Origin of the sequence: Micromonospora sp. C81 (assembly GCF_018070425.1) — a bacterium.
GTDB lineage: Bacteria > Actinomycetota > Actinomycetes > Mycobacteriales > Micromonosporaceae > Micromonospora > Micromonospora zamorensis.
The window spans coordinates 99,894-119,875 of the sequence record NZ_JAGPXS010000001.1; the positions used below are offsets into that span (position 1 = coordinate 99,894).

Below are 19,982 nucleotides of genomic sequence, written 5' to 3' on the forward strand. Positions count from 1 at the left end.
CCTCGGTGTATTCTCCTCCCATGAGCGTGCCACTGACCCTTCTCGGCCTCCTCGAACGAGAGCCCAGCCACGGCTACGACCTGAAGCGCGACTACGACGCCTTCTTCGGCCGGGGCAAGCCACTGCCGTTCGGCCAGGTCTACTCCACCCTCAGCCGGCTGGCCCGCGACGGCAAGGTGGTGATCAGCGACGTCGCTCCCGGCTCCGGCCCCGACCGCAAGCGCTACATCATCACCGACGTCGGCGCGACGGAGGTCGAGCAGTGGCTGACCCAGCCGGTCGACCCGGAACCGCACCTGCAGACGGTGCTCTTCGCCAAGGTCGTGCTCGCGCTGATGCTGGACCGGCCGGCCGCCGAATACCTCGACACCCAGCGCAGCGCGCACCTGCACCGGATGCGTGAGCTGACCGAGATCAAGCGCGCCGGCGGCCTGGTCGACGCGCTGCTCGCCGACCACGGTCTCTACCACCTGGAGGCGGACCTCCGGTGGATCGAGATGACCGGCGCCCGGCTGGACGCCCTGCGGAAAGAGGTGCGGCCATGAGCGTCGTGATCGAAGCACGGGACGTGGCGTTCTCCTTCGGCCAGACGCCCGCCCTGCGCGGCGCGAGCGTCGCCGTTGACGCGGGCGAGATTGTCGCCATCATGGGCCCCAGCGGCTCGGGCAAGTCCACCCTGCTGCACTGCCTGGCCGGCATCCTCGTGCCCGACTCCGGCGAGATCCTCTTCGACGGAGCGCGGGTCGACGCCATGGCCGAGACCCAGCGCAGCGGCCTGCGCAGGGACCGCTTCGGCTTCGTGTTCCAGTTCGGCCAGCTCGTCCCCGAGCTGACCGCCGTGGAGAACGTCGCCCTGCCGCTCCTGCTCAGCGGCGTACACCGGAAGCAGGCGCTGCCGAAGGCGAAAGCCTGGTTCGCGCGCCTCGGCCTGGACGGCCTGGAGCAGCGCCGCTCGGGTGAGCTGTCAGGCGGGCAGGCACAACGGGTCGCCCTGGCCCGCGGTCTGGTCGCCGAGCCGCAGGTGCTCTTCGCCGACGAGCCGACCGGCGCGCTCGACTCGCTGACCGGCGAGCAGGTGATGGACCTGCTGGTCGGCGCCGCCCGCGAGCAGGGCACCACTGTCATCCTGGTGACCCACGAACCCCGGATCGCCGCGTACGCCGACCGTGAGGTCATGGTCCGCGACGGGCGCGTGAACGCGCCGGACCGGATCGCCTCATGATCCGCTTCGGGCTCCGCCTCGCTGTGGCCGGCGGTCGGGAGGCGCTCACCCGCCTGCTCGTCATCGCCGCCGCCGTCGCGGTCGGCAGCGGGCTGCTGCTGACCACCCTCGCCGGGGTCAACGCGGTCAACGCCCAGCTCACCCGGTACGCGTCGGTCTATCCCAACGCCTCGACGGGCGGCGATGCCGATCCTCTGTGGTGGTCGACGCGCGAGGACTACTTCCACGGCAAGCAGATCATTCGGATCGACGTTGCCCCGACCGGCCCGGACGCGCCCACCCCGACCGGCGTCCCGAGCACGCCGGGGCCCGGGGAGTACTACGCCTCGCCCGCGTTGCGGAAGCTGCTGGCCGCCCACCCCACCGACCAACTGGCTGACCGTTACCCGGGGCGCGACATCGGCACCGTCGGTCCGGCCGGATTGACCTCACCGGACACCCTGCTCGTCATCCGGGGCGGCAGCCCCGACGAGGTGGCCACATTGCCCCTTGCCAGACAGCTCACCACCGTCGGCGACACTCCCGCGCTGCCCGAGACGACGGTGAACCTCATCCTGAGCGTGATCGCAGGCGGGCTGCTGTTCCCGTTGCTGATCTTCGTCGGCACCGCCACCCGGCTCAACGCGGCCCGCCGGGAGCAGCGCTTCGCCGCGATGCGCCTGGTCGGCGCCACCCCGAAGCAGATCTCGGTGGTCGCGGCGGTGGAGGCGACCACCGCGGCCGTCGTCGGCACCGCCGTCGGCTTCGGCCTGTTCTACGCCTTCCGCGGCCCGATGGCTGGCATCCCGTTCACGGGCATGCCGTTCTTCCCCAGCGACATGTCGCTGGGCGTGCTGGACGCCCTGCTGGTGGCGCTCGGCGTTCCGGCCGGCGCGGCGGTGGCGGCCCAGGTCTCGCTGCGCCGGGTACGGATCTCGCCGCTGGGCGTGACCCGCCGGGTCACTCCCCGCGCCCCGCGGGCGTACCGGCTGATCCCGATCCTGCTCGGTGTCGCCGTGCTGTTCTTCGCCATCGGGTTCCGGCCCCCGACATCCGATGGCCAGGCCGCGGTGTTCCTTCCCGGCCTGCTGCTCATCATGACCGGCCTGATCCTCGCCGGCCCGTGGCTGACGATGGTCGGCGCCCGGGTGATGGCCCGGTTCGCCAACCGCCCCGCCACCCTCATCGCCGCGCGACGCCTCGCCGACAACCCGAAGGCCGGCTTCCGGGCGATCAGCGGCATCATGCTCGCGCTCTTCGTGACGAGCGTGGCCGTCGGCGTGATCACCACGATCGTCGCCAACCGCGGCCCGGCACCGGTCGGCTCGACCGAGGCGGGACAGGTGTCGCTCTACCTTCCTGAGGATGCACCGGCGACGCCTGACTCGCTCTTCACCGACCTACGCTCGATCACCGGCGTGCGGTCCGCGTTCGCGGTGCGCGAGAACCCGGACTGGATGAGCGCCAGCGAGCCCGGCCTGATCGCGTGCGCCGAGATCCCGAGCGCGTACGGCCGGTGCGCCGAGGGCGCCACCGTCGCCGAGGTGGCGACGGGTCTCATCCCCTTCCGGGAGTCGGCGTCGTCCACCAGGGTCTGGCCCGCCGCATCGGTTCCACTCGGCGAACTCCGACAGCTGCCGGTGATGTCGATCCTCGTCGACACTGACGGTTCCGCCGCCACCATCGAGCGCTCGCGCACCGCGCTCGAGACCGCCCTGCCGGCCTTCCGGGTGGCGCCGAACGTGCCCGGTGACTTCGAGTCGGAGTTCGCCAACACGCTGCGCGGCTGGGAACAACTGGCCAACGTCATCATCATCGCCAGCCTCGCGCTCGGCGGGTGCAGCCTCGCGGTCAGCGTGATCGGCGGGCTCACCGAGCGCAGACGCCCGTTCAGCCTGCTGCGTCTCAGCGGCGCGCCGGTGCGGGTCCTGCGTCGGGTGGTGGCGTTGGAGAGCGCCGTGCCGATGCTCGCCGTCGCCGCCGTCGCCATCGGGATGGGCCTCCTCGCCGCCCACCTGTTCCTGCGGGCACAGATGGGCTACACGCTGATCGCGCCGGAGCCACGCTTCTACGTGATCGTCGTCGTCGGGTTGGCCGCCTGCCTCGGTGTCATCGCCTCCACCCTGCCGCTGCTGGAACGGATCACCGGTCCGGAGACCGCCCGCAGCGAGTAGTCAGTCCGTGCGCCCGGTGGTCGCGAGAGCGACCACCGGGCCGAGGACGAAGACGGCGGGCGGACGAATGTCCTCCCGGGTGGCTACCGCGCCGATCTCGTCCAGCCGGGCGGGCACCGACCGCTGGTCGGCCTGCCCGGCGTCCTGCACGGCGAGCACCGGAGTCTCCGGGGCGCGGCCGTGCTCGATCAGCACCGACGCGATCTTGGCGATGGTGTCGACGGCCATCAGCAACACGACGGTGCCCCGGGCCCGCGCCAGCGCCGCCCAGTCGACGAGCGAGTCGGGGTGCCCGGGCGGCAGGTGTCCGGACACGACGGTGACGTCGTGCGCCACGCCGCGGTGCGTCACCGGCACGCCGGCCAGTGCCGGTGCGGCGAAGGCGCTGCTCACCCCGGGGACCACTGTCACCGGCACACCGGCCGCCGTGCAGGCCTGCACCTCCTCGTGGCCGCGTCCGAAGACGTACGGGTCGCCGCCCTTGAGCCGGACCACCCGCCGGCCGGCGCGGGCGTGCGACACCAGGGCCGCGTTGATCGCCTCCTGGGCCATCGACGGGCCACGGGGCACCTTGGCTGCGTCGACCACCAGCACGTCGGGGCGCAGTCCGGCGAGCAGCCCCTGCGGGGCCAACCGGTCGACCACCACCACGTCCGCCGCGTCGAGCAACGCCTTATCGCGTACCGTGATCAGGTCGTCGGGTCCGGGCCCACCGCCGACCACAGCGACCGAGCCGTGGTCGTGAGCGTGCCCGTGGTCGTGCCCGTGGTGATGGTGGTGGCCGACCGGGTCGTCGGGGTGGTCGTGCGGGCGTTGCGGGCGGCCCACCTTGTCGGCGAAGCCGGGCATCAGCACCCGGTACGCGCAGGTGTCGCAGTTCATCCGGATGTCGCCGCCCAGCGCCTCCGCGTAGCGTTCCCGCACCAGATCGGCGAGGGCGTCGCAGTCGCCGATCACCTCGGCCACCCGCACGTCGAGGTCGGGGTGGGCGGCGGCGAACTCCGCCGACTGGGCGACGATCCGGTCCGGCAGCACCCCGGCGAACAGGAAGTACGGCGCGACGACGATCCGCCGCGCGCCGAGGCGGCGCAACCGCTCCAGCACCGCCGGCACCGACGGAGACGCGAGGGAGACGAAGCCGGGCTCGACGCCCGCGTAGCCGCGACCCTCCCAGAGCAGCCGGGCGACCTTCGCGACCTCGGCGTTGGCGTCCGGGTCGGTGGAACCCCGCCCGATCAACGCGACCCACGTGCCGGCCCGGTCGACCGTGTCGGCCAGCCCCGTGCCGGCCGGGTGGGCACCGGCCAGCGCCGCGTCGATGCGCTCTTCGAGGGCCTCGTGCAGCAGCGGGTGCGGGCCGAGTGGGCGGCCGTAGCGGTAGCTCAGCCCGGGGTGACGTTCCTGCTCGCGGGCCATCGCGGCAGGGATGTCGCCCTTGCCGTGTCCGGCGGCGGTGAGCACCAGAGGCAGCGCCACCAGCGCCCGGTGCCCGCGCGCCACGAGCGCGCCGACCGCGTCGGTCAGCGGCGGGCGGGACAGCTCGATGAAGCCGCCCTCGACGTCGCCGACGTCACCGCGACGGCGGACCCGCTCGACGAGAGCGGCGAACTGGTCGACCCCGGCCGCACTGCGCGTACCGTGCCCGACGATGACCAACCCGGTCATGACTTCTCCTCGACGTAGAGCAGGGCGTTGAGGGCGGCGGCGGCAACCGCCGACCCGCCCTTCTCCCCCACGTTGGACACCCCGGGCAGGCCGCTGGCCCGCAGCGCCGCCTTCGACTCGGCGGCACCCACGAAGCCGACCGGCAGGCCGACGACCAGCGCCGGCGCGGCGTCCACTGTGAGTAGTTCGACAAGCGCGGTCGGCGCGCAGCCGACCACCCAGACCGCGCCCGGGCCGACCCGGGTCAGTGCGATCCGCACGGCCGCCGCCGAGCGGGTGATTCCGGCCGAGCGGCCCAGCTCGGCGGCGGCCGGCTCGGCGACCGGGCAGACCAGCTCCAGGCCGGCCCGGGTGATGCCGGCGGCGACCATCGCCACGTCGGTGACCACGGGCGCCCCGGCGCGCAGCGCTGCCAGGCCCGACTCCAGCGCCGCCTCGTCGCAGATCAGCTCGTCGACGTACGCGAGGTCGGCGCTGGCGTGCACCACCCGTTCGGTCATCGCTCGGCAGAGCGGCGACAGGTGCGACAGGTCGACCCGCTCGCGCAGGATGCGGTACGACTCAACCTCGATGGGATGCACCACCCGGCTCATCGGGCTCCTTCGCAGGGGTCGGGCTCGACGACGCGGATCGCGTCAGAGTCAACGACGACGCGGATCGCGTCAGGGTCAGTGACGACGCGGATCGCGTCGACCGGGCAGATCTCCAGGCACTCCAGGCAGCCGGTGCAGCGGTCGGCGCGGACGGTCAGGCCGCCGGGGACGGGCCGGATCGCGTGCGTGGGGCAGGTGAGCAGGCAGGCGCCGCACCCCTGGCAGGCGCCGATCGTCACGATCGCCACCGGTACCCCCGGGGTGTGACCATCCGGCCGGCGACCAGCCTCGTATCGCTGTTGCCGACCACGACGACGCTGTACATGTCGACCGCAGTCGGGTCCACCGTGGTCAGGGTGGCCAGGTGCACCCGCTCGCCGGGGCGGCTGGCGTTGCGTACCACCCCGACCGGGGTGTCCGGTGGCCGGTGCGCGGCGAGGATCCCGAGCGCCTTGCCGAGCTGCCAGTCGCGCGCCCGGCTGCGCGGGTTGTAGAACACCGTCACGAAGTCGCCCTCGGCGGCGGCAGTCACCCGCCGCTCGATGACCTCCCACGGTGTGTGCAGGTCGGACAGACTCACATAGGCGTGGTCGTGGCCGAGGGGCGCGCCGAGCAGTGCCCCGGCGGCGAGCGCGGCGGTCACCCCGGGAACACCCACCACGTCGATCCGCTCGTCGGCGTACTCCAGGGCGGGGCTGGCCATCGCGTACACCCCGGCGTCGCCGGACCCGACCAGCGCGACCGCCCGGCCGGCGACGGCCTCGGCGACGGCGGCACGGGCCCGTTCCTCCTCCGCGCCCAGCCCGCTGGACAGCACCCGGGTGCCCGGGCGGAGCACGTCGCGGACCTGGTCGAGGTACTGGTCCAGGCCGACCACCACGGCCGCGCGCCGCAGCTCGGCCACCGCGCGAGGGGTGCGCAGGTCGGCCGCGCCCGGCCCGAGCCCGACCACGGCGAGCCGGCCGCGCGGCGCGTGCCGGGCCACCGCCACTGTGGCCATCGCCGTCGCGGTCTTTCCCACCAGCAGCGTGGCGTCGTCCGGTCGGCCCGCCGGGCCGAGCAGCGCCGCCGCCTCCGACACGCTCGGCGTGCCGACCGCGGCGCGGACCACCTCGCTGGGATGCGGCACGTCGACGGTGGCCAGCCGCGTCGCCGGCCAGGTCACCAGGGGTACGCCGAGCGCGTCGGCGGTGCTCAGGATGCCCGCCTCGTCGGCTTTGACGTCGGCGCTGGCCAGACAGCGTAGGCTCGCCGGGTCGAGGCCGGCCTCGGCCAGCACCCGGTGCAGCAGCTCCCCCACCTCGGCGGCCGGTACGCCCCGACTCGCGCCCACGCCGGCGACCAGCGACGGTGGCCGCAGCACGGCGGTCCGCTCGTCGAGCGGCACCACCCGGTCGGTGACCAGCAGCCGGTAACCGCCGTCCCCGGCGTCCTCGTCGGTGGTCTGGACGTTCGGGGGCAGGGCGGGCAGCGGCCAGTCGGCGTCGGCGACCAGTCGGACCGGCACGCCGTCCAGGATGGCCCGGGACACCGCGGCGACCGCGCCCTGCACGGGCCAGCCGAGGGTGTCCAGCCCCGGCAGGTCGACCGCGTCGGTGGCGGTGGTGATCACCGGTCGGGCGTCCAGCACCGCGCCGACCTGCTCGGCGAGGTCGTTGCCGCCGCCGGCGTGCCCGCCGAGCAGCGCCACGGCGTGCCGGGCGGCCTCGTCGACGACCACCACGGCCGGGTCGCTGCGCTTGTCGGTGAGCAGCGGCGCGAGGATCCGCACCACCGCGCCGGTGGCCAGGAACGCGACAACCGCGTCGCACTCGGCCCAGGCGCCGCGCAGCGCGTCGGCCGCGCTCTCCCCCTCGACCAGTCGGGCGTGCGGCCAGGCGGTGGCCAGGGTGTCGGCGTGCCGGCGGCCGGCGGCGGTGGCCGCCACCAGACCGATCCGGGCGGGCGGGTTCTGGTCGGTCACGGGCGCTCCCCGGTGAGGACGACCACCGGGTTGGTGGCCGCGAGGCGGATCGACCCGCCGGGCAGGTCGGCGAGGCGGGCGGCGGAGAGCTGACTGCCCTCGACCGTGTAGCCGGCGGCGCGCAGCAGACCTACGGCCGGCGCGACCCGGTCCAGGGCGGCCAGGGTCAGCACCACCCGCTCGGGTTGGCGGGCCACGACGGCGGTGAGGGTGTCGGCGCCGCCACCGCCGACGAAGACCGCGTCGGGTTCGGGCAGGCCGGCCAGCGCCTGCGGGGCTCGACCGGTGACGAGCCGGACGTGCACGGCGTGCGCGGTCGCGTTGGCCCGGATGGTCGCGCCGGCCCCAGGGTCCTGTTCGACGGCGAGCACTGCCGCGCCGAGCAGCGCGCACTCGATGCCGACCGACCCGCTGCCCGCGCCGACGTCCCAGACCAGTCGGCCCAGTCGGGGTCGCAGCCGGGCGACGACGAGGGCACGCACCTCCGACTTGGTGATCATGGAGTCCCGGTGGGCGTACCGGGTCTCCGGCAGTGCCCACCCGCCGGCCGGGGCGGCAGCCGGCTGGTTGTCGGAGCGCATCCCGCCGGGTGCGACCCGATCGGGCGCGGCGTCGGTGGTCGCGACGGGTACGACGTCGGCGATGCTGAGCAGGACGTGCGGGTCGGCCCAGGTCTCGGCGGCGGCCTGCTCGGGGGTCACCTCGCGGATCCGTTCCGCGTCGGTGCCCAGGTGCTCGGCCACCAGCAGGCGGCGGGACCATCCGACCAGGCCGGCGCCCAGCTCGGCCGCACCGGCGCCGGGTGCGGTGAGCACCGCGACCAGCGGCAGCGCGCGGCAGGCGTTCAGGGCCGGTCGCGGGTCACGGCCGTGCGCGGTGACCACGGCGGCGCCGTCCCAGGGCAGGCCTGCGCGGGCGAACGCGGCGGCCACACTGGACACCGCCGGCACCACCCGCAGCGGCAGTCCGGCCGCGCGCAGCCGCCGGACGATGCCGAACAGGCCGGGATCTCCGCTGGCCAGCACGACGGCCGGCACCCCGGCGGCGACGGCCTCGGCCAGCCGGTGCACGGCGGGGGCGAGCGGCCCGAGGGTGACGGTGTCCGCGCCGGGCGGTACGGGCACCGCGGCCAGGTGCCGGGCGGCCCCGACGACCAGCCCGGCGGCGGTCAGCAGCGGCGCGAGCGCCGGGTGCGGTGGGGCGCCGGCGGCGTCCAGCCCGACCACTGTCACGCCGATCGCCGGCGTCATCGGGGCCACCGGCCGGACGAGGCGACGACGTGGGAGCCTGCGAAGTCGACCATCGCCACGTCCACGGTGACCGTCGGCCCGCCGAAGCGCCGCAGCACCTGGCGGACCCGCTGGCAGAGCAGGTCACCGGCCGGGGCGAGCAGCCCGGCGGCCTCCCACAGCTCGTACGCGTGCCGCCCGGTATTGGCCTCGGTAACGGCGGCGACGAGCGACGCGTCGCCACCAGCCTCGGCGGTCACAGCCCCGAGCAGGGACAGGTCCACCTTGGAACGCGTGTAGTGCGTCATCAGCACCCCGGCGGCGAGTTTGGCCAGCTTGCCGGCCATGCCGACGAAGACCACGCCGGTCATGCCGTCCTCCACAGCGGCGGTCACCGCGGCCCCGGTGAAGTCGCCGACCTCGACGAAGCAGACCTCGGGCAGGTCGGGCAGCAGCGCGCGGGCGGCCCGCTCGGTACGCCCACCGGTGCACAGCACCACAGTCGGCTCGCCCTGGGCGGCCATCACGTGCACGGCCTGCACGACGCTGGCCCGCCAGGACGCGGTGGAGAACGGGCGGACGATCCCGGTGGTGCCGAGGATCGAAATGCCGCCGAGGATGCCGAGCCGCCGGTTGGTGGTCTTGCGGGCCATGATCTCGCCCCGGGGCACGCTGATCACCACGCGTACGCCGACCTCGCTGAGGTCGACCACCTCGGCCACCGCGTCGCCGATCATCCGGCGGGGGGTGTCGTTGATGGCCGGGCCGCCGACGGTAAGCCCCAGACCGGGTTTGGTGACGGTGCCGACGCCGGCGCCACCGGCGAGCCGCAGACCGGGGACGTCGGTCCAGTCCACTGTGGCGGTCAGCTCGGCCCCGTGGGTGACGTCCGGGTCGTCGCCGGCGTCCTTGACCACCACCGCCTCGGCGCGCACCGGTGGGGTGCCGGTCACCTCGCAGCGCTCGACCGGGAAGCGCACCCGCCGACCGGCGGGCAGGCCGATCTCCACGTCCGGCTGGATCTCGCCGGTGACCAGCGCGGTGACCGCGGCCTTGGCCGCCGCCGTCGCGCAGGCGCCGGTGGTCCAGCCGGTACGCAGCGCTGTGGGACGCACCTTCGCGGTCCGTGGCAGGTCCGGCTCACGCAGCGGCGGCTCGGCGTACGTCATGGTGTGTGCCCCGGTGTGGCTGTCCCCCCGGTGCGGTCGCCGGCCTGGCGGCGCAGCTCGGCACGGGCGGCCGGCTCGGCCTTGCGGAAGGTGTGGAAGTGCCCGGGGTGGTACAGGTGCGAGCGGGTGCCCTCGGCGGCGAGGGCCGGCCCGACGAGGAACAGGGTGTGCTTCCACAGCTTGTGCTGCTTGACCGTCGCCTCCAGGGTGCCGACAGTGCAGCGCACCACCAGCTCGTCGGGCCAGGTCGCCTGGTACGCGACCACGGCCGGGGTGTCCTCCGGGTAGCCGCCGGCCAGCAGCTCGGCCTGCACCTGCCCGGAACGGGCAGCGGAGAGGAACAGCGCCATCGTGGTGCCGTGCCGGGCGAAGTCCCGCACCCGCTCGCCGGGCGGCATCGGGGTCTTGCCACCCTCCAGGCGGGTGAGGATCACCGACTGGGCCACCTCGGGCACTGTCAGCTCCCGCCCGACGATCGCCGCGACGGCGGTGAACGAGGAGACCCCGGGCACGATCTCCACGGCGAGGCCGAGCGCCCGGCACAGCTCCAGTTGCTCCTGCACCGCGCCCCACAGCGCCGGGTCGCCGGAGTGGATCCGCGCCACGGTCAGCCCCTGCTCGGCGGCACGCTGGTAGAGCGGCAGCACGCCCTCGATGGGCAGCTGCGACGAGTCGATCACCTCCGCGCCGGGGCGGGCGTGGTCGAGCACGTCGGCGTGCACCAGGCTGGCCGCCCAGATCACGATGTCCGCCTCGGCGATCACCCGGGCGGCCCGCACTGTCAGCAGGTCCGCCGCCCCCGGCCCGGCTCCGACGAACCACACCTTGCCGTCGCTGGTCACAGCTTTCCTCCTCGGTGGTCGCGGCGGGCCGGCACCAGCAGCGTCGACAGGTACGGCAGGTCGTGCTGGGCGTCGTCGACCGGGCCGATCCGTTCACCGGGCAGACCCAGGCTGCGCCCGAGCACCGCGTCGGGGAGCCGGCCCTGTCGGCGCAGCTCGGCGAGCAGTTCGGGGTGCCGCCGCCAGCCCTTGTAGGCGACCACGGTGCCCGGCCCGGCGAGGGCGTCGGCGAACAACGCCAGACCCGCGGTGGCGGGCAGCAGGGTCAGCGGTTCGCGTCCCTCACAGAGCGGGGTGCCGCTGCGCGCAGCGAGCTCCTGCATGGCGGTGACGCCCGGAACGGTGGTCACCCGCAGGCCCGGGCGCAGGGCGCGGACGCTCTGCGCCAGGTAACCGAAGGTGGAGTAGATGTTGGGGTCGCCGATGGTGGCGAACGCGAGGGACCGCGCCCCGGCGTCGACCGTCTCGACCACCACCCGGGCGGCGTCGTCCCAGGCGGCCGCCCGGCGGGCGGTCACCCCGCCCCGATCGTCCAGGGCGAACGGCAGTCGGCGCAGCCGGTCCACCGCGACGTGGGACCGCACTGTCGCCTCGGCCCGCCCGGCGTCCGCACCCGCCGTCGTCGCAGCGGCGGTCACCGTGGGTTCGACAGGGTCCGCCATCACGGGTACGAAGACGACGTCGGCCTCGCGCAGCACCCGCACCGCCTTGACGGTGAGCAGTTCCGGGTCGCCGGGGCCGACACCGACCCCGGTCAGCGTGGCGTCGGCGCTCATCGGCACGCCTCGACGAGCCGGCGGGCCGCGTCCGGGTGACCGGCCCAGTGGGTGTGCAGGTAGGAGGCGTGCACCCGACCGCTCACGAAGCCGTGCTCCGCGTCGTTCCAGCGCCACGCCGGCCGGTCGCCGTGCCCCGGGTCGGTGGTGGTGCGGTGGAACTCGTGGCCGCGTACCGGCTCGCCGGCACGGGCCACCGGGGAGTCGGTGACCGCCACGGCCTCGCGGTAGCCGAGGGTGAGCCGGCCGGTCATCCGGGCGGTGAGGTCCAGCCGCCCGCACATCGGTACGTCGTCCAGGGACCGCCCGAGGTAGAGCAGCCCTGCGCACTCGGCCACGATCGGCCCGTCGAAGTCGGCCAGCTCGGCGAGCAGCGTGGTGTTGCCGGCCAGCGCCTGGGCGTACGCCTCGGGGAAGCCGCCGCCGATGACCACCGCGCGGGTGCCGGCGGGCAGTGCCGGGTCGCGCAGCGGGTCGACGGTGAGCACGTCCGCGCCGGCGGCGGCGAGCAGTTCGGTGGTCTCCGCGTACGAGAAGGTGAAGGCCGGACCACCGGCGAGCGCGACCACTGGCCGCTCGGCGCCGGCCGGCCCGCCGACGGCGGTGACCGGGTCCCACGCGGGGGTGGTCAGCGGTGCGGCGGTGCGGGCCAGGTCGAGCACGGCGTCCAGGTCCACTGTGGCTTCGACCAGCTCGGCGAGCGCGGTGACGATCGCCAGGGACTCGGGGGCCCGCTCGGCGACCGGGACCAGCCCGAGGTGCCGGGCCGGCGCGGCCACCTCGGCGGCGCGGGTGACGGCTCCGAGCACCGGTACGCCCACCTCGGCGAGGGCCTCGCGCAGCAGGGTTTCGTGCCGGGGCGAGCCGACGCGGTTGAGGATCACCCCGCCGATGCGCACGGCCGGGTCGAAGGCGGCCATGCCGAGGGTGAGCGCGGCGGCCGAGCGGCCCTGGGCCGTGGTGTCCAACACCAGCAGCACGGGCGCCTCGATCAGCCGGGCGACGTGTGCGGTGGAGGCGTAGTCGCGGCGGCCGACGGCGCCGTCGTGCAAGCCCATGACGCCCTCCACCACGGCGATGTCGGCGGGTGTGGGGACGCTCGCGCCGTGGCGCAGCAGACCGGCGATCCGCTCGACGCCGACCAGGAACGGGTCGAGGTTGCGCCCGGGCCGGCCGGCGGCGAGGGCGTGGTAGCCGGGGTCGATGTAGTCGGGGCCGACCTTGTGCGGGCTGACCGTCAGGCCGCGACGGCGCAGTGCGGCGAGCAGCCCGGTGGCGATGGTCGTCTTGCCGTGGCCGCTGGCCGGTGCGGCGACGACGACCCGGGGCAGCGGCCACGGGTCGGTGGTCGTGGTCACCACTCGATGCCCTTCTGGCCCTTCTGGCCGGCGTCCATCGGGTGCTTGACCTTGGTCAGCTCGGCGACCAGGTCGGCGGCGGCGACCAGGCGCGGGTCGGCGTCCCGTCCGGTGATGACGACGTGCTGGAATCCGGGCCGGTCGGCCAGTGTGGCGACCACCTCGTCGACGTCCACCCAGCCCCACTTCATCGGGTAGGTGAACTCGTCCAGCACGTACAGCCCGTAGCGCTCGGCGGCCAGGTCGCGCTGGATCTGCCGCCAGCCCTCCAGGGCGTCGGCGGCGTGGTCGGCGTCGCCGCCGCGCTGGATCCAGGACCAGCCCTCACCCATCTTGTGCCAGGCGACCGGCGCGCCCTGGCCGGTGCGCTCGTGCACCTCGCCGAGCGCCCGGAAGGCGTTCTCCTCCCCCACCCGCCACTTGGCGCTCTTGACGAACTGGAACACGCCGATCGGCAGACCGGCCGTCCAGGCGCGCAACGCCAGGCCGAAGGCGGCTGTCGACTTTCCCTTCATCTGTCCGGTGTGGACGATCAGCAGCGGTCGGTGCCGTCGCTGCCGGGTCGTCAACCCGTCGGCGGGCACCACGCTCGGTTGTCCCTGTGGCATCAGCACGCTCCCCTTCGGGCGATCCTGCGGTTGCGGTCGGTCATCGGTGCCGTCGTCACGCCGCGACGGGAAGCGCGCTGCCGCGGGTGTCGGGGTGGGTGAGGGCGGCCAGCGGGTGGTGGGGGGCACCCAACTGGGTGGCCAGTCGACGCGCCAGGTTGAGGCGTACCGGGCCGGTCTCGCAGTCGACGACGACGCAGGGTGCACCGGTCGCCGCGAGCACCGCCGCGGCTGCCGCGGCGCGGTCCAGCGGGCGGTTGCCCGCCGTGGCCCGGCCGTCGGTGACGACGAGGACGAGCGGACGCCTCAACGGGTCGCGCAGGCGCTCCACCCGCAGCAGGTCGGCGGCCGCGAGCAGCCCCTCGGCCAGCGGCGTCCGCCCACCGGTGGGCAACTCGGCCAGCCGGGTCGAGGCGGCCAGCACCGACGAGGTGGCCGGCAGCAACGTCTGCGCCTCGGCGCCCCGGAAGGCGATCACCGCGACCTTGTCCCGCCGCTGGTAGGCGTCGGTGAGCAGGGCGAGCACCGCGTCCTTGACGGTGGTCATCCGCTGCCGGGCACCCATCGAGCCGCTGGCGTCCACCACGAACAGCACCAGGTTGCCCTCCCGCCCCTCCCGGACCGCCTCCCGCACGTCGTCCGGGCGCAACCGCAGCGGGCCGCTCAGCCGTCCCCGGGATGCCTGGTGCGGCGCGGCGGCGCGGACTGTCGCCGGCAGGTGCAGCGCCCCGACCCGGCCGGTCGGGACCCGGGCCCCAGTGGTGCGCCCCCGCCCGGTGCGGGCCCGCGAACGCCGGCCCGGCACGCCGTCACCGACACCGGGCGCGGTGAGCACCCGTGCCTTCAGCCCACCCCGGGGTACGGCCACCGACTGCCCGTCGGAGCCGCCGTTGCGCCCCTGGTCCGGGTCGTCTCCACCGTCCGCGGTGTGCCGGTCGCCGGGCTGAGCGTGCCCGCCGGGGTCGTCCGTCGGGCGCTGCGACGAGCCGCCGTCGTCAGCTCCGCTCGGCACCTCGGTCCGCCCGTCCGGGCCGGCGTCACCCTCGGCGGGCGCACTCTCGGCCGGGCCGGGTACACGCTGGTCGACCACGTCGCCGCCGCTCCCCCCACCGTCGGCCGGGCCGCCACCGCCTGATGGGCCGCCACCACCCGGGCCGTCGTCGTCCGGGCCCGGGTCGTCCGGTTCGTCGGGGTGGGCGTCCTGGGCACGCTGCAACGCCTCGTCCAGGCGCTTCTCGTCCAGCCCGGGGGTGTCGAACGGGTCGCGGCGGCGGCGGTGCGGCAGGGCCAGTCGGGCGGCCACCCGGACGTCGTCGATGCTCACCCGGTCCCGGCCGTGCCAGGCGGCGTGGGCCAGCGCGGTACGGGCGGTGACGATGTCGGCGCGCATCCCGTCCACGTCGAACGCGGCGCACACCTCGGCGATCTGCCGCAGCGCGGCGTCCGGAAGTCGTACCCTGGGAAGCCGGCGTCGGGCGTCGGCCACCTGACCGGCGATCTCCGCGTCGGCGTCGGCCCACCGGGCGGCGAAACCGGCCGGGTCGGCGTCGGCGGCGAGCCGGCGGCGGACCACCTCGACTCGGACCTCCGGGTCCCGGCTGGCGCCCACCTCGACCGTGAGCCCGAACCGGTCGAGCAGCTGCGGACGCAGCTCCCCCTCCTCCGGGTTCATCGTGCCGACCAGCAGGAACCGGGCCGCGTGGCTGACCGAGACGCCTTCGCGCTCGACGTGGCTGCGGCCCATCGCCGCCGCGTCCAGCAGCAGGTCCACGAGGTGGTCGTGCAACAGGTTGACCTCGTCGACGTAGAGCACCCCCCGGTGGGCGGCGGCGAGCAGACCCGGCTCGAAGGCGCGTACGCCCTCGCCGAGGGCCTTCTCCAGGTCCAGCGAGCCGACCACCCGGTCCTCGGCGGCGCCGACCGGCAGCTCCACCAGCCGGGCCGGACGCGTCTCGACGGCGGCACCGACCGGATGCGGCCCGTCCGGGCAGCCCGGGTCCGGCTCGGCCGGGTCACAACCGAAGCGGCAGCCGGCGACCCGGCGGACCGGCGGCAGCAGCGCGGCGAGGGCCCGAACGGCTGTGGACTTGGCGGTCCCCTTCTCACCCCGGACCAGCACACCGCCGATCGCCGGGGACACCGCGTTGAGCAGCAGCGCCAGCCGCATGTCGGCCATGCCAAGCACCGCACTGAACGGATAGATCGTCACTGCGCCCTCTTTCGTTCGCGACTGCGGGGCTCGCAAAACCGGCTCACTCCTCGCGCTCACACCCGGTCCTCCAGGTCGCCCTCACTGGCCAGGTACGTGTCGCGCAGCCGGTCCAGGGTGGCCGGCTCGGGTTTGGCCCACAGCCCCCGGTCGGCGGCCTCCAACAGGCGTTCGGTGATGCCCCGCAAAGCCCACGGGTTGGACTGCTCCAGGAACTCGCGGGTGGTGTCGTCGAACAGGTACGCGGCGGCCAGGTGCTCGTACATCCAGTCGTCGACCACGCCGGCGGTGGCGTCGTAGCCGAACAGGTAGTCCACTGTGGCGGCCAGCTCGAACGCGCCCTTGTAGCCGTGCCGGCGCATCGCGGCGATCCATTTCGGGTTGACCACCCGGGCCCGGAACACCCGCCGGGTCTCCTCGCCCAGCGTGCGGGTGCGCACGTCGTGTGGCATCGCCGAGTCACCCACGTACGCCTGCGGTGACGTGCCGGTGAGGTGACGGACCATCGCCACCATCCCGCCGTGGTACTGGAAGTAGTCGTCCGAGTCGACGATGTCGTGCTCGCGGGTGTCCTGGTTCTTCACCGCCACCGCGATCCGGGCGAAGGAGCGTTCCATGTCGGCGCGCGCCTCCCGCCCGTCCAGGCCCCGGCCGTAGGCGTAGCCGCCCCACACCGCGTACACCTCGGCCAGGTCGGCGTCGCTGCGCCAGGTCCGGGCGTCGATCAGGGGCAGCAGGCCCGCGCCGTACGCCCCGGGCTTCGAGCCGAAGATCCGGGCGGTCGCGCGCCGCTCGTCACCGTGCTCGGCGAGGTCCGCGGCGACGTGCGCCCGCAGGTAGTTCTCCTCGTCCGGCTCGTCCAGGGCGGCGACCCGCCGCACGGCATCGTCGAGCAGCGCCACCACGTGCGGAAACGCGTCGCGGAAGAACCCGGAGATGCGCACTGTCACGTCGATGCGCGGCCGGCCCAACTCGGCGGTCGGCACCACCTCGATGCCGGTGACGCGCCGGGACCGCTCGTCCCACACCGGCCGGCAACCCAGCAACGCGAGCACCTCGGCGATGTCGTCGCCCTGGGTGCGCATCGCGCTGGTGCCCCACACGGTCAAACCCACCGAGCGGGGGTACGCGCCGGTGTCGGCGAGGTGCCGGGCGAGCAGCGAGTCCGCGAGGGCCACCCCGACGTCCCAGGCGTTGCGGCTGGGGATGGCCTTGGGGTCCACGGAGTAGAAGTTGCGGCCGGTGGGCAGCACGTTGACCAGGCCCCGGGTGGGTGAACCGGACGGGCCGGGCGGCACGAACCGGCCGTCGAGCGCGCCGAGGGTGTTGGTCAGCTCGTCGGTGGTCCGCCCCAGCCGGGGCACCAGCTCGGTGGCGGCGAAGTGCAGCACGGCGGCGACGTCCGGGATCGGCTGGCCGGTCACCTCCGCGACCACCGCGCCGACGGCCTCGGCGTCCCAGCCGAGCGTCTCCATCCCGATGACCAACCGCCGGGCGAGGGCCTCGATCAGGTCGACGGCGTCGGCGGCGGTGCCGGCCGGCCCGTCCACCACGTCGGTCAGCGCCACCGGGAGGGCGATCCGCTGCCCGGGCGACGCGAGCAGCGCCTGCTCGTCAAGCCCGTACGCGACGGCGAGCGCCTGCCGCAGGCCGGGCAGGGCGCGGGCGCCACCCCAGATCTGGGGGGCGCGCAGCACCGCGAGGACCAGGTTGACCCGGGGTTCACCGGTGGGCGCGTCGGCGAGGATGTGCAGACCGTCACGGATCTGAACGTCCTTGACCTCGCAGAGGTACCCGTCCAGGTGCAGCACGAACTCGTCGAAGTCGTCCTCGTCGGGCATCGCCTCGGCGTGCAGGTCGTGGTGCAACTCGGCGGCGCGTACGAGGTCCCAGATCTGGGCCCGCACGGTGGGCACCTTGGCCGGGTCGAGGGCCTGTACCGTGGCGTACTCGTCGAGCAGTTGTTCCAGTTTGGCCAGGTCGCCGTAGGTCTCGGCGCGGGCCATCGGCGGCACCAGGTGGTCGATCACCACGGCGTGCGCCCGGCGCTTGGCCTGGGTGCCCTCACCGGGGTCGTTGACGATGAACGGGTAGACCAGCGGCAGGTCGGCGAGGACCGCGTCGGGCGCGCAGTCGGCGGCCAAACCGAGGCCCTTGCCGGGCAGCCATTCGAGGGTGCCGTGCTTGCCCATGTGCACCACGGCGTCCGCGCCGAAGCCGCCGTCGGCGACCGGCGCGGCCAGCCAGCGGTACGCGGCCAGATAGTGGTGACTCGGCGGCAGGTCCGGGTCGTGGTAGATGGCGATCGGGTTCTCCCCGAAGCCGCGGGGCGGCTGGATGAGCAGCACCACGTTGCCGAAGCGCAGCCCGGCGAGCACGATGTCGCCGCTCTCGGTGTAGAGCTGGCCGGGCGGCTCACCCCAGTGTTCCCGCATCCGTTCGCGCAGCTCGGTCGGGACCTGGTCGAACCACCGCCGGTACGTCTGCCCCGGTATCCGGGCCTCGGCGGCGGCCAACTGCTCCGGGGTGAGCCATTCCACGTCGTGACCGCCGGCGGCGATCAGCGCGTGGATCAGCGCGTCGCCGTCCTCGGGCGGTGGAGCGTCACCCAGGTCGTAACCCGCCTCGGCGAGTGCGGCGAACAGGCGGACCGCCGAGACCGGGGTGTCCAGCCCGACGGCGTTGCCGACCCGGGAGTGCTTGGTGGGGTACGAGCTGAGGACGACGGCGACCCGCTTGTCGGCGTTGGGCACGTACCGCAGCCGGGCGTGGCGCACGGCGATCCCGGCGACCCGGGCGGCCCGCTCGGCGTCGGCGGCATAGACCGAGAGCCCGTCGGCGTCGATCCGCTTGAACGAGAACGGCACGCTGACGATCCGGCCGTCGAACTCGGGGATGGCCACCTGCATCGCCGCGTCCAGCGGGGACAGTCCGGCGTCGCTGCCGGCCCACTGCTCACGGGTGCTGGTCAGGCAGAGCGCCTGGATGATCGGCACGTCCAGGGCGGCCAGGGCGCCCACGTCCCAGGCGTCCTCGTCGCCGCCCCCGGACGCGTCGGCGGCGACCGCGCCACCGGCCGCGAGCACGGTGACCAGCAGCGCGTCGCAGCGGGCGAAGAGCCCGAGCGGGCCTGCGCCCGTGGTCAGGCCCCGCAGCGAGCCACAGAAGATCGGCAGCGGGTTGCCGCCGGCTTTGTGGACCGCGTCCGCGAGGACGTCGATGAAACCGGTGTTGCCGGCGAGCGCGTGCGCCCGGTAGAAGACGATCCCCACTGTGGGCCGGTCCGGGTCGGCGGGGTGTTCGCCGTGCACGCCGTACGCGGGGGTCGGTGCGGGCGGGGCGAACCCCTCGCCGGTGAGCAGCACCGTGTCGCAGAGGAACCGGGCCAACTGCGCGAGGTTGTCCGGGCCGCCCTCCACCAGGTAGGCCAGCGCCTGGGTGACGACCCCGGACGGCACTGTGGAGATGGCCATCAGCTCCGCGTCGGGCAGCGTCTCGCCGCCCAGCACGACCGTCGGCACGCCGGTGGCGAGCACCGCGGCGAGGCCGTCCGGCCAGGCCTGTCGGCCGCCGAGCAGGCGTACGACGACGAGGTCGACCCCGTCGAGCAGGGCGGGCACCTCGTCGGCGGCGACACGGGCGGGGTTGGCCAGCCGGTAGTCGGCGCCGCTGGCGCGGGCGGCCAGCAGATCGGTGTCGGCGGTGGAGAGCAGCAGGATGCGCACGGCAGGCTCCGGAGAGTGACGCCCTGGCCGCCACGGAGGCGACCTGGACGAAGCGGGTGGGTGCGGCGTCAGCCGGCACGACGGCGCGACCGGCTTGCCGACGCGGGCGTCGGGGCCGGTCAGCGCCGGGCGCTCAGCTCAGCGGACCCGGTGGCCGATGCGGGCGACCTGGAGCACGCCGACGAGGCCGGCCCGGAGCATGCGGGTCCGGCCGGTCGTGGGTGCGGTGCGGTGCCCGCGATGCGGGTCATGACGATGATCGTCGATGAATGAGACGCCGTGCGTCATCGGGTCCTCCTCGGGTGTCCACGCCCTGGGGTACGTCCCGACGGCCGAAGTATCCTGGCTTCCGGATCGACGCTCTCCCCCGGCCTTCCAACCGCAGACACACGGCCGTGACTCACGAGGGGGGATCGCTCCCCGGTGACAGTGGCGGGACCGCGTCGGAATCGCACCGACTTCCTTCACTG

16 protein-coding genes and 1 riboswitch are annotated in these 19,982 nt (G+C 74.6%); of the genes, 3 read left to right on the forward strand and 13 right to left on the reverse strand.

Translation table 11 applies throughout. The features are described 5' to 3' along the window. Nucleotides 1-20 precede the first annotated feature (20 nt). The 3 genes from KBX46_RS00475 to KBX46_RS00485 are packed head-to-tail and all read left to right on the forward strand — an operon-like array spanning nt 21 to nt 3,375. Nucleotides 21-545 carry a PadR family transcriptional regulator gene (locus tag KBX46_RS00475; protein ID WP_099853936.1) on the forward strand — a complete coding sequence of 175 codons (525 nt, stop codon included), beginning with the start codon at nt 21-23 and terminating at the stop codon, nt 543-545. Continuing rightward, the gene (locus tag KBX46_RS00480) at nt 542-1,222 is read left to right on the forward strand and encodes an ABC transporter ATP-binding protein (RefSeq protein ID WP_210789574.1); all 681 of its coding nucleotides are present in this window, start codon (nt 542-544) and stop codon (nt 1,220-1,222) included. Before KBX46_RS00475 ends, KBX46_RS00480 begins: the two co-directional genes overlap by 4 nt. Next, nucleotides 1,219-3,375 carry an FtsX-like permease family protein gene (locus KBX46_RS00485; protein ID WP_210789576.1) on the forward strand — a complete coding sequence of 719 codons (2,157 nt, stop codon included), beginning with the start codon at nt 1,219-1,221 and terminating at the stop codon, nt 3,373-3,375. Before KBX46_RS00480 ends, KBX46_RS00485 begins: the two co-directional genes overlap by 4 nt. Here KBX46_RS00485 and cobA read toward each other — a convergent pair whose 3' ends face one another. The 13 genes from cobA to KBX46_RS00550 form a co-directional block, all read right to left on the reverse strand. Next, on the reverse strand, nt 3,376-5,040 hold the full coding sequence (cobA, locus tag KBX46_RS00490) for a uroporphyrinogen-III C-methyltransferase (RefSeq protein ID WP_210789579.1): 1,665 nt from the start codon (nt 5,038-5,040) through the stop codon (nt 3,376-3,378). Beyond that, a complete protein-coding gene (locus KBX46_RS00495) occupies nt 5,037-5,633 on the reverse strand; it encodes a precorrin-8X methylmutase (protein ID WP_210789582.1) in 597 nt (198 codons plus the stop codon). The genes cobA and KBX46_RS00495 overlap by 4 nt, the downstream gene beginning before the upstream one ends. Continuing rightward, the gene (locus KBX46_RS33055; protein WP_308159324.1) at nt 5,630-5,881 is read right to left on the reverse strand and encodes a 4Fe-4S dicluster domain-containing protein; all 252 of its coding nucleotides are present in this window, start codon (nt 5,879-5,881) and stop codon (nt 5,630-5,632) included. The genes KBX46_RS00495 and KBX46_RS33055 overlap by 4 nt, the downstream gene beginning before the upstream one ends. Beyond that, complete coding sequence (gene cobJ / locus KBX46_RS00505) at nt 5,869-7,596, reverse strand: precorrin-3B C(17)-methyltransferase (protein WP_210789584.1); 1,728 nt, start codon at nt 7,594-7,596, stop codon at nt 5,869-5,871. The genes KBX46_RS33055 and cobJ overlap by 13 nt, the downstream gene beginning before the upstream one ends. Next, entirely contained in the window at nt 7,593-8,855 is a 1,263-nt protein-coding gene (cbiE, locus tag KBX46_RS00510; RefSeq protein ID WP_374224921.1) for a precorrin-6y C5,15-methyltransferase (decarboxylating) subunit CbiE, read from the reverse strand. Before cbiE ends, cobJ begins: the two co-directional genes overlap by 4 nt. After that, on the reverse strand, nt 8,843-9,994 hold the full coding sequence (locus KBX46_RS00515) for a cobalt-precorrin-5B (C(1))-methyltransferase (protein WP_210789589.1): 1,152 nt from the start codon (nt 9,992-9,994) through the stop codon (nt 8,843-8,845). The genes cbiE and KBX46_RS00515 overlap by 13 nt, the downstream gene beginning before the upstream one ends. Continuing rightward, nucleotides 9,991-10,836, reverse strand: coding sequence for a precorrin-4 C(11)-methyltransferase (cobM, locus tag KBX46_RS00520; RefSeq protein ID WP_210789593.1), 846 nt, complete (start codon nt 10,834-10,836; stop codon nt 9,991-9,993). Before cobM ends, KBX46_RS00515 begins: the two co-directional genes overlap by 4 nt. Beyond that, nucleotides 10,833-11,612, reverse strand: a complete 780-nt coding sequence (gene cobI / locus KBX46_RS00525; protein ID WP_210789602.1) for a precorrin-2 C(20)-methyltransferase — start codon at nt 11,610-11,612, stop codon at nt 10,833-10,835. The genes cobM and cobI overlap by 4 nt, the downstream gene beginning before the upstream one ends. Then, nucleotides 11,609-12,970: a cobyrinate a,c-diamide synthase gene (locus KBX46_RS00530; protein ID WP_210789609.1), complete on the reverse strand. Its 1,362-nt coding sequence runs from the start codon at nt 12,968-12,970 to the stop codon at nt 11,609-11,611. The genes cobI and KBX46_RS00530 overlap by 4 nt, the downstream gene beginning before the upstream one ends. Continuing rightward, nucleotides 12,967-13,578: a cob(I)yrinic acid a,c-diamide adenosyltransferase gene (gene cobO, locus KBX46_RS00535; RefSeq protein ID WP_088951783.1), complete on the reverse strand. Its 612-nt coding sequence runs from the start codon at nt 13,576-13,578 to the stop codon at nt 12,967-12,969. The genes KBX46_RS00530 and cobO overlap by 4 nt, the downstream gene beginning before the upstream one ends. A gap of 55 nt (nt 13,579-13,633) precedes the next feature. Beyond that, entirely contained in the window at nt 13,634-15,847 is a 2,214-nt protein-coding gene (locus KBX46_RS32975) for a magnesium chelatase subunit D family protein (protein ID WP_374224922.1), read from the reverse strand. Next, complete coding sequence (gene cobN / locus KBX46_RS00545; protein ID WP_210789610.1) at nt 15,844-19,512, reverse strand: cobaltochelatase subunit CobN; 3,669 nt, start codon at nt 19,510-19,512, stop codon at nt 15,844-15,846. The genes KBX46_RS32975 and cobN overlap by 4 nt, the downstream gene beginning before the upstream one ends. Before the next feature lie 138 nt (nt 19,513-19,650). After that, nucleotides 19,651-19,800, reverse strand: coding sequence for a hypothetical protein (locus KBX46_RS00550; RefSeq protein ID WP_210789613.1), 150 nt, complete (start codon nt 19,798-19,800; stop codon nt 19,651-19,653). Nucleotides 19,801-19,847: 47 nt separating this feature from the next. Next, nucleotides 19,848-19,977: riboswitch (cobalamin riboswitch) on the reverse strand. Nucleotides 19,978-19,982 lie beyond the last annotated feature (5 nt).